The sequence below is a fragment of the Streptomyces sp. NPDC050485 genome (assembly GCF_044458185.1).
In the GTDB taxonomy this organism is placed as follows: domain Bacteria; phylum Actinomycetota; class Actinomycetes; order Streptomycetales; family Streptomycetaceae; genus Streptomyces.
In genome coordinates, this window is record NZ_JBITHR010000005.1 from 113486 (window position 1) to 128119 (window position 14634).

13 protein-coding genes are annotated in these 14634 nt (G+C 71.6%); 1 reads left to right on the forward strand and 12 read right to left on the reverse strand.

The window, feature by feature from the left end:
* Window position 1: 1 nt before the first annotated feature.
* From pyrF to pyrR, 8 genes are all read right to left on the reverse strand, one after another.
* Window positions 2-835, reverse strand: a complete 834-nt coding sequence (gene pyrF, locus ACIBK6_RS12270) for an orotidine-5'-phosphate decarboxylase (protein ID WP_399051127.1) — start codon at window positions 833-835, stop codon at window positions 2-4.
* Complete coding sequence (locus tag ACIBK6_RS12275; protein WP_399051128.1) at window positions 832-1944, reverse strand: quinone-dependent dihydroorotate dehydrogenase; 1113 nt, start codon at window positions 1942-1944, stop codon at window positions 832-834. The genes pyrF and ACIBK6_RS12275 overlap by 4 nt, the downstream gene beginning before the upstream one ends.
* Before the next feature lie 66 nt (window positions 1945-2010).
* On the reverse strand, window positions 2011-5319 hold the full coding sequence (gene carB / locus ACIBK6_RS12280) for a carbamoyl-phosphate synthase large subunit (RefSeq protein WP_399051129.1): 3309 nt from the start codon (window positions 5317-5319) through the stop codon (window positions 2011-2013).
* Window positions 5312-6454 carry a glutamine-hydrolyzing carbamoyl-phosphate synthase small subunit gene (gene carA / locus ACIBK6_RS12285; protein ID WP_399051130.1) on the reverse strand — a complete coding sequence of 381 codons (1143 nt, stop codon included), beginning with the start codon at window positions 6452-6454 and terminating at the stop codon, window positions 5312-5314. The genes carB and carA overlap by 8 nt, the downstream gene beginning before the upstream one ends.
* A complete protein-coding gene (locus ACIBK6_RS12290) occupies window positions 6451-7095 on the reverse strand; it encodes a hypothetical protein (protein WP_399051131.1) in 645 nt (214 codons plus the stop codon). The genes carA and ACIBK6_RS12290 overlap by 4 nt, the downstream gene beginning before the upstream one ends.
* Window positions 7092-8378 carry a dihydroorotase gene (locus ACIBK6_RS12295; protein ID WP_399051132.1) on the reverse strand — a complete coding sequence of 429 codons (1287 nt, stop codon included), beginning with the start codon at window positions 8376-8378 and terminating at the stop codon, window positions 7092-7094. Before ACIBK6_RS12295 ends, ACIBK6_RS12290 begins: the two co-directional genes overlap by 4 nt.
* Window positions 8379-8380: 2 nt before the next feature.
* Entirely contained in the window at window positions 8381-9364 is a 984-nt protein-coding gene (locus tag ACIBK6_RS12300) for an aspartate carbamoyltransferase catalytic subunit (RefSeq protein WP_399051133.1), read from the reverse strand.
* A 94-nt stretch (window positions 9365-9458) separates the two neighbouring features.
* Window positions 9459-10061, reverse strand: a complete 603-nt coding sequence (pyrR, locus tag ACIBK6_RS12305) for a bifunctional pyr operon transcriptional regulator/uracil phosphoribosyltransferase PyrR (protein WP_399051134.1) — start codon at window positions 10059-10061, stop codon at window positions 9459-9461.
* A 297-nt stretch (window positions 10062-10358) separates the two neighbouring features.
* Here pyrR and bldD point away from each other — a divergent pair, with 297 nt between their 5' ends.
* Window positions 10359-10859 carry a transcriptional regulator BldD gene (gene bldD, locus ACIBK6_RS12310; RefSeq protein WP_014044812.1) on the forward strand — a complete coding sequence of 167 codons (501 nt, stop codon included), beginning with the start codon at window positions 10359-10361 and terminating at the stop codon, window positions 10857-10859.
* Between the two features lie 317 nt (window positions 10860-11176).
* Here the strand turns inward: bldD and nusB are convergent, their stop codons facing one another.
* From nusB to ACIBK6_RS12330, 4 genes are all read right to left on the reverse strand, one after another.
* A complete protein-coding gene (nusB, locus tag ACIBK6_RS12315) occupies window positions 11177-11611 on the reverse strand; it encodes a transcription antitermination factor NusB (protein ID WP_399051135.1) in 435 nt (144 codons plus the stop codon).
* A gap of 2 nt (window positions 11612-11613) precedes the next feature.
* Complete coding sequence (efp, locus tag ACIBK6_RS12320; protein ID WP_399051136.1) at window positions 11614-12180, reverse strand: elongation factor P; 567 nt, start codon at window positions 12178-12180, stop codon at window positions 11614-11616.
* A gap of 69 nt (window positions 12181-12249) precedes the next feature.
* Complete coding sequence (locus ACIBK6_RS12325; protein WP_399051137.1) at window positions 12250-13356, reverse strand: M24 family metallopeptidase; 1107 nt, start codon at window positions 13354-13356, stop codon at window positions 12250-12252.
* Between the two features lie 204 nt (window positions 13357-13560).
* A complete protein-coding gene (locus ACIBK6_RS12330; RefSeq protein ID WP_399051138.1) occupies window positions 13561-14547 on the reverse strand; it encodes a Pro-rich N-terminal domain-containing protein in 987 nt (328 codons plus the stop codon).
* Window positions 14548-14634: the final 87 nt, after the last annotated feature.

Consider the following 14634-nt stretch of genomic DNA (forward strand, 5'->3'; position numbering starts at 1 on the left):
CTCACGCCTGCGGGAGCGCCGCGCGGACCTCGTCCGCGTAGCGGGCCGCCGCCTCGCGCAGGGCGCTCACGTCGGGGCCGTGGCGCAGCACACCGCGGCTGACGCTCGGGACCACGTTGCGCATGGCTGAGCCGAAGACCCCGGGGAGGTCGGCCGGGGTCGCGCCCTGGGCGCCGATGCCGGGGGCGAGCAGCGGGCCGTTGATGTCGAGGTCCACTCCGGCGTCGCCCAGCGTCGCGCCGACCACCGCGCCGACCGAGCCGAGCGGGGCGGCCCCGGCGTTCTCCGCCGCCATGTGGTCCAGCATCAGCTGGGCAAGGGACCGGCCGTCGGCCGCCGTGGAGCGCTGCACCTCGGCGCCCTCCGGATTGGAGGTCAGGGCAAGCACGAAGACGCCCGAGCCGGACTTCGCCGCCAGGTCGAGCGCCGGGCGCAGCGAGCCGAAGCCCAGGTACGGCGAGACGGTCACGGCGTCGGAGAAGAGCGGGGACGCGGGGTCCAGGTAGGTGGCCGCGTACGCCGCCATCGTGGAGCCGATGTCGCCGCGCTTGGCGTCCATCAGGACCAGCGTGCCGGCCGCCCGGGCCTCCTCGACCGCCTTCTCCAGGACGGCGATGCCGCGCGAGCCGAACCGCTCGAAGAACGCCGACTGCGGCTTCATGACCGCCACCCGGTCCGCCAGCGCCTCCACGGCGGTGCGCGTGAAGCGCTCCAGACCCGCGATGTCGTCGTTCAGGCCCCAGTCCGCGAGGAGGGAGGCGTGCGGGTCGATGCCCACGCAGAGCTGGCCGCGGGTGTCCATCGCCTCGCGCAGTCGGGTACCGAAGGGGATCATGCGGCGGCCTTCTTCCGGGTCTCGGCGCCGACGGCCTCGGCGAGGGTTGCGTACGGGGAGGTGGCGAGCCGGGCCGCGAGGCCCTTGTGGATCGCGCGGCCCCAGAAGGGGCCCTCGTAGATGAAGGCGCTGTAGCCCTGGACCAGGGTGGCGCCGGCGAGGATGCGCTGCCAGGCGTCCTCGGCGTTCTCGATGCCGCCGACGCCGATCAGGACGAGGCGGTCGCCGACGCGCGCGTACAGGCGGCTCAGCACCTCCAGGGAGCGCTCCTTGAGCGGGGCGCCGGACAGGCCGCCGGTCTCCTCGACGAGGTCCGCCGCGGACTTCAGGCCGAGCCCGTCCCTGGCGATCGTCGTGTTGGTGGCGATGATCCCGTCCAGGCCGAGCTCGACGGCGAGGTCGGCGACCGCGTCGATGTCCGCGTCGGCGAGGTCGGGCGCGATCTTGACGAGCAGCGGGACCCGGCGGCCCGGGACGCTGCGGTCGGCGGCCTCGCGCACGGCGGTGAGCAGCGGGCGGAGCGACTCGGTGGCCTGGAGGTTGCGCAGGCCCGGCGTGTTCGGCGAGGACACGTTCACGACGAGGTAGTCGGCGTGCGCGGCGAGCCGCTCGGTCGACTTCACGTAGTCGGCGGCGGCCTCGGCCTCCGGTACGGCCTTGGTCTTGCCGATGTTGACGCCGACGGTCGTACGGAACACGGCCTTGCGCGCCGCCAGGCGCTCCGCGACCGCCGCCGAGCCCTCGTTGTTGAAGCCCATGCGGTTGATCAGCGCGCGGTCCGGCACGAGGCGGAACAGGCGCTTCTTGGGGTTGCCCGGCTGGGGCTCGCCGGTGACCGTGCCGATCTCGATGTGGTCGAAGCCCAGCATCGACATGCCGTCGACGGCGACGGCGTTCTTGTCGAAGCCGGCCGCGAGGCCGAACGGGCCGTGCATGCGCAGGCCGAGCGCCTCGGTACGCAGCTCCTGGTAGCGGGGGGCGAGGACCGCGGCGACGAAGGTGCGCAGTACGGGGACACGGGCCGCGAGCCGGATCCAGCGGAAGGCCAGGTGGTGCGCCTGCTCGGGGTCCATCCGCTTGAAGACGAGGTTGAAGAAGAGCTTGTACATGTTCGGTGTCCTCAGGAGGGCTCATGAAGAGGGGGACACCGTTTCCGGTGTCCCCCTCAACTGCTGCTAGTCGCGGGCCGCGGTCAGGTGTTCCGCGTGTTCCTGGAGCGAACGGACGCCCACGTCACCGCGATTGAGGGCGTCGATGCCCTGGACGGCGGCGGCGAGCGCCTGGACCGTGGTCAGACACGGTACGGACCGGGCGACGGCCGCCGTGCGGATCTCGTAGCCGTCGAGGCGGCCACCCGTGCCGTACGGGGTGTTGACGATGAGGTCGACCTCGCCGTCGTGGATCAGCTGGACGATCGTCTTCTCGCCGTTCGGACCCTCGCCGTCGCTGAGCTTGCGTACGACCGTGGCGTTGATGCCGTTGCGGCGCAGCACCTCGGCGGTGCCGGAGGTGGCGAGCAACTCGAAGCCGTGGGCGACCAGTTCGCGCGCCGGGAAGATCATCGTGCGCTTGTCCCGGTTGGCGACCGAGATGAACGCGCGGCCCTTCGTCGGCAGCGGACCGTAGGCGCCCGCCTGCGACTTGGCGTACGCGGTGCCGAACACCGAGTCGATGCCCATGACTTCACCGGTGGAGCGCATCTCCGGACCGAGCACCGTGTCCACGCCGCGCCCGTGCACGTCGCGGAAGCGGCTCCACGGCATCACGGCCTCCTTGACGGAGATCGGCGCGTCCAGCGGCAGCGTGCCGCCGTCGCCGTCCTTCGGGAGCATGCCCTCGGCGCGCAGCTCGGCGATGGTCGCGCCCAGCGAGATGCGGGCGGCGGCCTTCGCGAGCGGCACCGCGGTCGCCTTCGAGGTGAAGGGCACGGTGCGCGAGGCGCGCGGGTTGGCCTCCAGGACGTACAGGATGTCGCCCGCCATCGCGAACTGGATGTTGATCAGTCCGCGGACCCCAACTCCCTTGGCGATGGCCTCGGTCGACGCGCGCAGGCGCTTGATGTCGAAGCCGCCGAGCGTGATCGGGGGCAGTGCGCACGCCGAGTCGCCGGAGTGGATGCCGGCCTCCTCGATGTGCTCCATGACGCCGCCGAGGTAGAGCTCGGTGCCGTCGTAGAGGGCGTCCACGTCGATCTCGATGGCGTCGTCCAGGAAGCGGTCGACCAGGACCGGCCGGGTCGGGCTGATCTCGGTGGACTCGGCGATGTACGAGGACAGCCGCTCCTCGTCGTACACGATCTCCATGCCGCGGCCGCCGAGCACGTACGACGGACGCACCAGGACGGGGTAGCCGATCTCGTCAGCGATGGCCTTGGCGCCCGCGAAGGTGGTGGCGGTGCCGTGCTTGGGCGCGGGCAGACCGGCCTCGGCGAGCACGCGGCCGAAGGCGCCGCGGTCCTCGGCGGCGTGGATCGCCTCGGGCGAAGTGCCCACCACCGGGACGCCGTTGTCCTTCAGCGCCTGCGCCAGGCCCAGCGGGGTCTGGCCGCCGAGCTGGACGACGACGCCCGCGACCGGGCCCGCGAGGGTCTCGGCGTGGACGATCTCAAGCACGTCTTCGAGCGTGAGCGGCTCGAAGTAGAGGCGGTCGGAGGTGTCGTAGTCCGTCGAGACGGTCTCCGGGTTGCAGTTGACCATCACGGTCTCGTAGCCCGCGTCGCTCAGCGCGAAGGAGGCGTGGACGCAGGAGTAGTCGAACTCGATGCCCTGGCCGATGCGGTTGGGGCCCGAACCCAGGATGATCACCGCGGGCTTGGTGCGCGGCGCGACCTCGCTCTCCTCGTCGTACGAGGAGTAGAAGTACGGGGTCTTGGCGGCGAACTCGGCGGCGCAGGTGTCGACCGTCTTGTAGACCGGGCGCACCCCGAGCGCGTGCCGGACCTCGCGGACGACGTCCTCGCGCAGGCCGCGGATCTCGGCGATCTGGGCGTCGGAGAAGCCGTGCCGCTTGGCCTCGACGAGCAGTTCGGGGCCGAGCTTGTCGGCGGCGGCCAGCTCGTCGGCGATCTCCTTGATGAGGAAGAGCTGGTCCACGAACCACGGGTCGATCTTCGTGGACTCGAAGACCTCCTGCTGGGTCGCGCCGGCCCGGATCGCGTACATGACGGTGTTGATGCGCCCGTCGGTCGGCCGCTTGGCCTCCTCCAGGAGCACGTCCTTGGTGCCGACCGGGCCCGTGAAGTCGAACTGCGAGCCCTTCTTCTCCAGGGAGCGCAGCGCCTTCTGGAGGGCCTCGGTGAAGTTGCGGCCGATCGCCATGGCCTCGCCCACCGACTTCATGGTGGTGGTGAGGGTGGAGTCCGCCGAGGGGAACTTCTCGAAGGCGAAGCGCGGGGCCTTCACCACGACGTAGTCGAGGGTCGGCTCGAAGGAGGCCGGGGTCTTCTCGGTGATGTCGTTGGGGACCTCGTCCAGCGTGTAGCCGATGGCCAGCTTGGCCGCGATCTTGGCGATCGGGAAGCCGGTGGCCTTCGACGCGAGCGCGGACGAACGCGACACCCGGGGGTTCATCTCGATGACGATGACGCGGCCGTCGTCCGGGTCGATCGCGAACTGGATGTTGCAGCCGCCGGTGTCGACGCCGACCTCGCGGATGATCGCGATGCCGATGTCGCGCAGCCGCTGGTACTCGCGGTCGGTCAGCGTCATCGCCGGGGCGACGGTGATGGAGTCGCCGGTGTGCACGCCCATCGGGTCGAAGTTCTCGATGGAGCAGACGACCACGACGTTGTCGTTCTTGTCGCGCATCAGCTCCAGCTCGTACTCCTTCCAGCCGAGGATGGACTCCTCCAGGAGCACCTCGGTGGTCGGGGAGAGCGTGAGGCCCTGGCCGGCGATGCGGCGCAGCTCCTCCTCGTCGTGCGCGAAGCCGGAGCCGGCGCCGCCCATGGTGAAGGAGGGGCGGACGACGACGGGGTAGCCGCCGAGCGTGTCGACGCCCTTGAGGACGTCGTCCATGGAGTGGCAGATGACCGAGCGGGCGGACTCGCCGTAGCCGATCTTCTCCTTGACGGCCGCCACGACGCCCTTGAAGAGGTCGCGGTCCTCGCCCTTGTTGATGGCCTCGACGTTGGCGCCGATCAGCTCGACGCCGTACTTCTCCAGGACGCCCTGCTCGTGCATGGAGATCGCGGTGTTGAGCGCGGTCTGGCCGCCGAGGGTGGGCAGGAGCGCGTCGGGGCGCTCCTTGGCGATGATCTTCTCCACGAACTCCGGGGTGATCGGCTCGACGTACGTGGCGTCGGCGATCTCCGGGTCGGTCATGATCGTCGCGGGGTTGGAGTTGACCAGGATGACCCTGAGGCCCTCGGCCTTGAGGATGCGGCAGGCCTGGGTGCCGGAGTAGTCGAACTCGGCGGCCTGGCCGATGACGATCGGGCCGGAGCCGATGACCAGGACGGACTGGATGTCGGAGCGCTTAGGCACGCTGGCCCTCCATGAGCTGTACGAAGCGGTCGAAGAGGTACGCGGCGTCGTGCGGTCCCGCGGCGGCTTCGGGGTGGTACTGGACGCTGAAGGCCGGCTGGTCGAGCAGCTGGAGGCCTTCGACGACCTGGTCGTTCAGACAGACGTGGGAGACCTCGGCGCGCCCGTAGGGCGTCTCGGAGACCTTGTCGAGCGGCGCGTCGACGGCGAAGCCGTGGTTGTGCGCGGTGACCTCGACCTTGCCGGTCGTACGGTCCTGCACCGGCTGGTTGATGCCGCGGTGGCCGTACTTCAGCTTGTACGTGCCGAAGCCGAGCGCGCGGCCGAGAATCTGGTTGCCGAAGCAGATGCCGAACAGCGGCGTCTTGCGTTCGAGGACGGCTCGCATGACCGAGACCGGGCCGTCGGCGGTGGCCGGGTCGCCGGGGCCGTTGGAGAAGAACACGCCGTCGGGGTTGACCGCGTACACGTCCTCGGCGGTGGCGGTCGCGGGCAGCACGTGCACCTCGATGCCGCGCTCGGCCATGCGGTGCGGGGTCATGCCCTTGATGCCGAGGTCGACGGCGGCGACGGTGAAGCGCTTCGTGCCGATCGCGGGGACGACGTACGCCTCCTTGGTGGCGACCTCGGCGGAGAGGTTCGCGCCGACCATCTGGGGGGCTTCCTTGACCCGGGCGAGCAGCTTGGCGTCCTCGGCGACAGCGTCGCCGGAGAAGATGCCGACGCGCATGGCGCCGCGCTCGCGCAGGTGGCGGGTGAGCGCGCGGGTGTCGATGCCGGAGATCCCGACGACGCCCTGCTTGACGAGCTCGTCGTCCAGGGAGCGGCGCGAGCGCCAGTTGGACGGGATGCGGGCGGGGTCGCGCACGACGTAGCCGGCCACCCAGATGCGCGAGGACTCGGGGTCCTCGTCGTTGACGCCGGTGTTGCCGACGTGCGGGGCGGTCATCACGACGACCTGGCGGTGGTACGACGGGTCGGTGAGGGTCTCCTGGTAGCCGGTCATGCCGGTGGAGAACACGGCCTCGCCGAAGGTCTCCCCCACGGCCCCGTAGGCGCGGCCGCGGAAGATGCGGCCGTCCTCCAGGACGAGTACGGCGGGAGCGTTGGCGGCTCCCCGGGTGGAGGTCGTCATCGTGCGGCGCCTTCCGTCGTGTTGGTGGGTTGTTCAGAAGTCTCAGTCATGGAGTTGATGGCTTCGACCCAGGCGGTGTGCTGCTCCGCCCGGTCGGAGCGGAAGCCCGAGTCGATGAGCCGGTCGCCGTGCTGCCAGGTGACGACGAGCAGGCCGCCCTCGGTGAGGACCTTGCCCGCGATGCCCTTGTCGAGCCGGGCCTCGCGGAGCCGGTCGGCCGGGACGAAGAAGTCGTTCGCACCGGGGCGTACGACGTCCAGGCCCGCGTCCGTCAGCGTGAGCTCGGCCTTGCTGCGGACGCCCAGGCCGTGCGCCACGATCCGGTCGAGCCACTGACCGGCGGTGGTGGAGCCGTGGTAGCGGCCGCTCAGCTTCAGTGTCGCCTCGCCCGGCGTCTCGGGCATCCCATGCAGCGGCGGCTTGCCGCCTCCGTCGAGGGCGGCGGCGGGAGACGGGCGGGCGGGAAGGGCGGGCAGGTCGGACTGGAGGCGGCCGCGCCACTGCCAGCCCTGGCGCATCAGCCAGTAGACGAGCGCCACGAAGAGCAGCAGTCCGACGACCCAGCCGATCCGCCCGCCCCAGTTGGTCACCGCGGCCGACTTCTCCTCGGCGGCCAGATTGATCAGTGATGCGTACGTCACGCCAGCTTCCCGTCCACGACCGTTGCCCGGCCCCGCAGGAAGGTGTGGGTGATGCGTCCGGGCAGCTCGCGGCCCTCGTAGGGGGTGTTGCGGCTGCGCGAGGCGAAGCCCGCGGGGTTCACCTCTCCACGGTATGCCGGATCGACCAGCGTCAGGTTGGCGGGTTCGCCTGCCGAGACGGGGCGTCCGTGGCCGGTGGCCTGGCCGATCTGAGCGGGCTTGTGGGACATGCGGTCGGCGACGCCGGCCCAGTCCAGCAGCCCGGTCTCGACCATCGTGTGCTGGACGACGGAGAGCGCGGTCTCCAGGCCCACCATGCCCATGGCGGCCGCGGCCCACTCGCAGTCCTTGTCCTCGTGCGGGTGCGGGGCGTGGTCGGTGGCGACGATGTCGATCGTGCCGTCGGCCAGGGCCTCGCGCAGCGCCAGGACGTCGCGCTCGGTGCGCAGCGGCGGGTTCACCTTGTAGACCGGGTTGTACGAGCGGACCAGCTCGTCGGTGAGGAGCAGGTGGTGCGGGGTGACCTCGGCGGTGACGTCGATGCCGCGTGACTTGGCCCACCGGACGATCTCGACCGAACCGGCGGTCGACAGGTGGCAGATGTGCACGCGGGAGCCGACGTGCTCGGCGAGCAGCACATCGCGGGCGATGATCGACTCCTCGGCGACGGCCGGCCAGCCGCCGAGCCCGAGTTCGGCCGAGACGACGCCCTCGTTCATCTGGGCGCCCTCGGTGAGGCGGGGCTCCTGGGCGTGCTGGGCGACGACGCCGCCGAAGGCCTTCACGTACTCCAGGGCGCGACGCATGATCACCGCGTCGTCCACGCACTTGCCGTCGTCGGAGAAGACGGTGACCGCGGCCGCGGAGTCGTGCATGGCGCCGAGCTCGGAGAGCTGCTTGCCCGCGAGGCCGACGGTGACGGCGCCGATGGGCTGCACGTCGCAGTAGCCGGACTCCTTGCCGAGCCGCCAGACCTGCTCGACCACACCGGCGGTGTCGGCGACGGGGAAGGTGTTGGCCATGGCGAACACCGAGGTGTAGCCGCCGCGCGCGGCGGCCTGGGTGCCGGTGAGGACGGTCTCGGAGTCCTCGCGGCCGGGCTCGCGCAGGTGGGTGTGCAGGTCGACGAGGCCGGGCAGCAGGATCTGGCCCTCGGCGTCGATGACGGCCGCGTCACCGGCTTCGAGGCCGGTACCGACCGCGGCGATGGTCTCGCCGTCGATCAGGACGTCCTGGACCTCGCCGCCAAGGACCTTCGCACCACGGATAAGGATCTTGCTCATGGTTACTTGTTCTCCGAATCGGCGGGACGGGCGTGGCTGACGGCGGGCTCGTTGCCGCCAAGGAGCAGGTACAGGACCGCCATGCGGGTGTGGACGCCGTTGGCGACCTGTTCGACCACCGTGCAGCGGTCGGAGTCGGCGACCTCGGCGGTGATCTCCATGCCGCGCACCATCGGGCCGGGGTGCATCACGATGCCGTGCTCCGGCATCTTGGCCATGCGCTCGCCGTCGAGCCCGTAGCGCCGCGAGTACTCGCGCTCGGTCGGGAAGAAGGCGGCGTTCATGCGTTCGCGCTGCACCCTCAGCATCATCACCGCGTCGGACTTCGGCAGCACGGTGTCCAGGTCGTACGACACGTCGCAGGTCCAGTGCTCGACGCCGACCGGCAGCAGGGTCGGCGGGGCCACCAGGGTGACCTCGGCGCCCAGCGTGTGCAGCAGGTCGACGTTGGAGCGGGCCACCCGGCTGTGCAACACGTCGCCGACGAGGGTGATGCGCTTGCCGGCCAGGTCCTGGCCGAGCGCGTCCTTGCCGACCAGGCGGCGGCGCATGGTGAACGCGTCGAGCAGCGCCTGGGTGGGGTGCTGGTGGGTGCCGTCGCCGGCGTTGATCACGGGGGCGTCGATCCAGCCGGAGGTCGCCAGGCGGTAGGGGGCGCCCGACGCGCTGTGCCGGATGACGACGGCGTCGACGCCCATGGCCTCCAGGGTCTGCGCGGTGTCCTTGAGGGACTCGCCCTTGGAGACCGAGGAGCCCTTGGCGGCGAAGTTGATGACATCGGCCGACAGGCGCTTCTCGGCGGCTTCGAAGGAGATCCGGGTGCGGGTGGAGTCCTCGAAGAAGAGGTTGCAGATCGTCCGGCCGCGCAGGGCGGGGAGCTTCTTTATCGGCCGGTCGGCGACCCGGGCCATCTCCTCGGTGGTGTCGAGGATGAGTACGGCGTCGTCGCGGGTGAGGTCGGCGGCCGAGATGAGGTGGCGCTTCATCTGGGGGTTCTCCAGGTGTGGTGGAGGTTTTCGGGCATGCGGGCGCGCGGCAGCGGGCCGTACGGCGTGGTGTGGACCGTACGGAACGAGGGGGCTACTGCTCGCGGGCCGGGGCGGTCTGCTTGACGCCGAGCAGCACGGCGTCGCGGCCGTCCTCCTCGGCGAGCTGGACCTTGACCGTCTCCCGCAGCGACGTGGGGAGGTTCTTGCCGACGTAGTCGGCGCGGATCGGAAGTTCGCGGTGGCCGCGGTCCACGAGGACCGCGAGCTGGACGGCGCGGGGGCGGCCGATGTCGCCGAGCGCGTCGAGGGCGGCGCGGATGGTGCGGCCGGAGAAGAGGACGTCGTCCACGAGGACGACGAGGCGGCCGTCCACCCCGTCGCCGGGGATCTCGGTGCGGCCCAGTGCCCGGGCGGGCTTCAGGCGCAGGTCGTCGCGGTACATGGTGATGTCGAGCGAGCCGACCGGGGTCTTGCGCCCGGTGATCTCCCGGAGCTTGACGGCGAGCCGCTCGGCGAGGAAGACGCCGCGGGTCGGGATGCCGAGGAGCACCACGTCGTCGGCGCCCTTGGCACGTTCGACGATCTCGTGGGCGATGCGGGTCAGGACGCGGGCGATGTCGGGGCCTTCGAGAACGGGCCGCGCCGCATCGGAGTGCGCCGGATCCTGCTGGTGGTGCGGGTGTTGCGTGTCCATATGAAACGGACCTCCTTCTCCGCCTCACGGGACGGACCTTAAAGGACGTCGAAATTGCTTCATCCACGGTACCAGGGACCGACCGGCGCCCCGCACCGGGTCCTCACCCGAACGGGTGAGTCTGCCGGAGGAAATCGCGGTGGCCTGCAAGGGCGTGCCCCGCGCGGAGTCCGTCACTCCTCTGGGGCGGGGGTGTGGACCATTCGGCTTGACGCGGCCAAGTAACGCTGCGTAACCTCACAGTGAGTTACAGCCGCGCGGCGGAGCCGCACGTTGTCACAGCGTCCGGGGAGCTATATGTCCAGCGAATACGCAAAACAGCTCGGGGCCAAGCTCCGCGCCATCCGCACCCAGCAGGGCCTCTCCCTCCACGGCGTGGAGGAGAAGTCGCAGGGCCGCTGGAAGGCCGTCGTGGTGGGCTCGTACGAGCGTGGCGACCGCGCCGTGACCGTACAGCGCCTTGCCGAGCTGGCGGACTTCTACGGGGTTCCGGTGCAGGAGCTGCTGCCGGGCACCACGCCGGGCGGGGCCGCCGAGCCGCCGCCGAAGCTGGTCCTCGACCTTGAGCGCCTGGCGCACGTGCCGCCGGAGAAGGCGGGCCCGCTGCAGCGCTATGCCGCGACGATCCAGTCGCAGCGCGGCGACTACAACGGCAAGGTCCTCTCGATCCGCCAGGACGATCTGCGCACGCTTGCCGTGATCTACGACCAGTCGCCCTCGGTGCTGACCGAGCAGCTGATCAGCTGGGGCGTGCTCGACGCGGACGCGCGCCGTGCGGTCGCCCACGAAGAGGGCTGACGCCTCTTCAGCAGAAACGTGGGGGGGGGGGGGGGGGGGGGGGGGGGGGGGGGGGGGGGGGGGGGGGGGGGGGGGGGGGGGGGGGGGGGGGGGGGGGGGGGCGGGGGGGGGGGGGGGCCGCGGGGGGGGGCCCGCGCCCCCCCCCCCCCCCCCCCCCCGCGCCCGCGGCGGCGGCCCCCCCCCCCCCCCCCCCCCCCCCCCCCCCCCCCCCCCCCGACGGCTTTTTCGCGCGCCCGCACGGGCGGACAGGAGAACGCCGAAGGGCCCGCAGCACCTGCGTGCTGCGGGCCCTTCGTGGCCGGTGGTGCGACGGACGGCTAGGAGTCGTCGTGGCGCAGGTTCGGCTTGAGGTCCTTGAAACGGGCCAGGAGCCCGTTCACAAAGGCCGGTGAGTCGTCCGTGGAGAACTCCTTCGCCAGCTGCACGGCCTCGTCAATGACGACCGCGTCGGGCGTTTCGTCCTCCCAGACCAGCTCGTACGCGCCGAGGCGCAGGATGTTCCGGTCGACGACCGGCATCCGGTCGAGCGTCCAGCCCACCGCGTACGTGGAGATCAGGTCGTCGATGCGGGCGACGTGGCCCGCGTACCCCTCGACAAGCTGCATCGTGTACTCGGCGACTGGCGGCTGACGGTCGTCGGACCGCGAGTGCCGCACCCAGTCCGCGAGGACCGTCTGCACGGACTCACCGCGCTGGTCGGCCTCGAAGAGGATCTGGAAGGCGCGCTTGCGGGCCTTGTTCCGGGCAGCCACGGTTAGCTGTTCACCCGGCCGAGGTAGTCGCCCGTGCGGGTGTCGACCTTGATCTTCTCACCGGTGGTGATGAAGAGCGGGACGCCGATCTCGTAACCGGTCTCCAGGGTGGCCGGCTTGGTGCCGCCGGTGGAGCGGTCGCCCTGGACGCCCGGGTCGGTGTGCTGGATCGTCAGCTCGACGGCGGCCGGGAGCTCGACGTAGAGCACCTCGCCCTCGTGCTGGGCGACGGAGGCCGTGAAGCCCTCGATGAGGAAGTTGGCGGCGTCACCGACGGACTTGCGGTCGACCATCAGCTGGTCATAGGTGTTCATGTCCATGAAGACGAAGTACTCGCCGTCCATGTACGAGAACTGCATGTCGCGGCGGTCGATGGTGGCCGTCTCGACCTTCACACCGGCGTTGAAGGTCTTGTCGACCACCTTGCCGGAGAGCACGTTCTTGAGCTTGGTGCGCACGAAGGCCGGGCCCTTGCCGGGCTTGACGTGCTGGAACTCGACGACGGACCAGAGCTGGCCTCCGTCGAGCTTGAGCACCAGGCCGTTCTTGAGGTCGTTCGTGGAAGCCACGGTTGCGGAATCTCCTGGACTGAAAGCTGGTGGACGACCGAGGGTACGTACCCGGGGCACGTACGCGCGCTAGAGCGCTAGCAGCTCCTTGGTCGTGATGGTGAGTAGCTCGGGGCCGCCGTCCGCCTCGGGGCGTACGACGAGCGTGTCATCGATCCGGACGCCGCCCCGGCCCGGGAGGTGGACCCCCGGTTCGACGGTGACCGGCACGCAAGTGTCCAGTTTACCCATGGCTCCAGGTGCGAGCTGCGGCTCCTCGTCGATTTCGATGCCGACACCGTGTCCGGTGAGCGGTCCGAAGGCCTCGGCGTGGCCCGCGGCGTCCAGCACCTGGCGAGCCGCGCGGTCCACCGCGCGGTACTCCGCGCCCGGCACAAGCGCCTCCCGGCCGGCCCGCTGGGCTGCGAAAACGGCGTCGTACAGCTCGATCTGCCAGTCGGCGGGGGTGGTGCCGATCACAAACGTACGGCCGATCTCGCAGCGGTATCCGCGGTACGAGGCGCCCAGGCAGACAGAGAGGAAGTCACCCTCCTCGACCCGTCGGTCGGCCGGGCGGTGGCCGCCCCGGCCGGAGTTGGGGCCGGTGCCGACCGAGGTCATGAAGGCGGGCCCGTCGGCGCCGTGGTCGACCAGGCGGCGCTCCAGTTCCAGCGCGAGGTGCCGCTCGGTACGGCCCACCAGAATCGACTCCAGGAGTTCGCCGAGCGCCTGGTCGGTGATCTCCGCGGCGATGCGCAGGCAGGCGATCTCCTCCTCGTCCTTGACGAGGCGGCGCTGCTCGACGGCGCTGCCGAGGTCGCTCAGGAGCAGCCGGGGCGCCACCGAGCCGAGCGCGCGGTGCCGGGCCACCGAGAGGTGGTGCTCCTCCACGGCCAGCGAGTCGGCGCCGCTGGTCTGGGCGAGGTCGGCGGCCGCGACGGCGGGGTCGCCGCCGGGGGCGGGCAGCACGATGAGGCGCAGCTGCTCGTCCAGGTGCCCCTCGATGAGGTCGCCCGACGGCGTGCCGGGGCACAGCAGTACGTCCTCGACGGGGCCGATCAGCAGGACCGCGCCGGGCGGGGCGCCGCCCGCGAGGTAGCGGACATTGGCCGGGCGCGAGACCAGGGCGGCCGCGCTGCCTGCGGCCGCGCAGCGGTCCCGCAGCCAGCCGCGGCGCACCGCGAACACCTCTGACATGTCTTGAGCGTATTTGCGGGGGCGGGGGTTGGCTGGTTCTGCGCGTCCGACCGGGGGCCGCCCCGGTAGTCGGTCCGTTCCTGTCCTCAATCGCCGGACGGGCTCGGGGGTGCTCCCCTGCTGGGCTGGCCGGTCCCGGCCCCGTCGTCAGGGGCACCCAGCGCTTCGTCCTCAATCGCCGGACGGGCTCCTTTTCGCCAGGGTTTACCAGTTCGGGGGGCTGGCGATGGTTCGGGCCAGGACGTCGTCCAGGAGGCGGGCCGTGGTGGGGACGTCGTACTGGGAGTTGTCGATGATCGGGAGGCCCGAGCCGTACCAGCCAGCCATCCGGCCGTGGATTCCGGCGACCTCCTCGTCGGAGAGACGGCGGTTGCCGCTCCGCTCCGCGTTGCGCTCCAGGACCACTTCGAGGCCCGGCAGCAGCACGACCGGCAGCAGCCCCGGGCCCACGTGCCGCTTCCAGCCGCCGAGGCCCACGACCGGCCGGTCGGGGAACACCGCGTCGTCGAGGATGCACGAGATCCCGTTGGCGAGGAAGTTGCGCGCCGCGAAACCGCAGGTGCGGCGGGCGAGCCGGTACTGGGCCTCGGAATGGTCGTTCCAGCCCGCCTGCGGATCTGCGAACCCCGAGCACACCCATTCGCGTACGTCGTCGAGGCTGATATGCGCGGTCGGTACCCGGCGGTGCTGCGCCCAGTACCGCGCCACGGTCGTCTTGCCGGCCCCGGCCGGGCCGATGAGCAGCACCGCGAGCGTGGTCGCCCCGGTGCCCTCGGGCGCCTGTGGCAGCGGGACGGGGCCGCCGGGCGGCAGCGAGACATGGCCGGTCGTGTCGCGGGACGGCGGCGCCGGAGCGTGCTGCGGTGCGGGCCCCCGCCACCCCGGTCCGGGCGCCTGCGGCGGCCCGGGATGACCGCTGCGGCCCGGCGCGTGCGGAAGCACGGGGTGCTGGGGGGCCTGCGGCCGCGGGTGTGCGGGGAGCTGAGCGGCCGCCGGCTCGGGCCCCGGCGAGGGGCCGGGCTGGTACGGCGGCGGCTGCGGTATCGGGGCAGCGGGCGCGGGCGGGCCGGCCGGGGGCGGGCCCGGACGGAGCGGGGCCGTCCGCTCGGGCTCGATGCCCTGGGCCCAGTCGTGCGGGGGCTGCCCCGGGGCGTGGGGCGGCGGCAGTGGAGCCCCCCCTGCGTGCTGCATCCGGTGCCACTCCGTCTCGTACAGGCAACTGGCGCTGGTCGGGCGCCCGTCGGCGGCGGACGGCCCGGTGCAGAACCGTACCTCTCC

What these genes read in the sequence shown, in the direction of transcription:
- pyrF (WP_399051127.1), bottom strand. Translation starts at nt 835, where the DNA reads ATGATCCCCTTCGGTACCCGACTGCGCGAGGCGATGGACACCCGCGGC.
- ACIBK6_RS12275 (WP_399051128.1), bottom strand. Translation starts at nt 1,944, where the DNA reads ATGTACAAGCTCTTCTTCAACCTCGTCTTCAAGCGGATGGACCCCGAG.
- carA (WP_399051130.1), bottom strand. Translation starts at nt 6,454, where the DNA reads ATGACGACCTCCACCCGGGGAGCCGCCAACGCTCCCGCCGTACTCGTC.
- ACIBK6_RS12295 (WP_399051132.1), bottom strand. Translation starts at nt 8,378, where the DNA reads ATGAGCAAGATCCTTATCCGTGGTGCGAAGGTCCTTGGCGGCGAGGTC.
- ACIBK6_RS12300 (WP_399051133.1), bottom strand. Translation starts at nt 9,364, where the DNA reads ATGAAGCGCCACCTCATCTCGGCCGCCGACCTCACCCGCGACGACGCC.
- pyrR (WP_399051134.1), bottom strand. Translation starts at nt 10,061, where the DNA reads ATGGACACGCAACACCCGCACCACCAGCAGGATCCGGCGCACTCCGAT.
- bldD (WP_014044812.1), top strand. Translation starts at nt 10,359, where the DNA reads ATGTCCAGCGAATACGCAAAACAGCTCGGGGCCAAGCTCCGCGCCATC.
- ACIBK6_RS12325 (WP_399051137.1), bottom strand. Translation starts at nt 13,356, where the DNA reads ATGTCAGAGGTGTTCGCGGTGCGCCGCGGCTGGCTGCGGGACCGCTGC.
- ACIBK6_RS12330 (WP_399051138.1), bottom strand. Translation starts at nt 14,547, where the DNA reads ATGCAGCACGCAGGGGGGGCTCCACTGCCGCCGCCCCACGCCCCGGGG.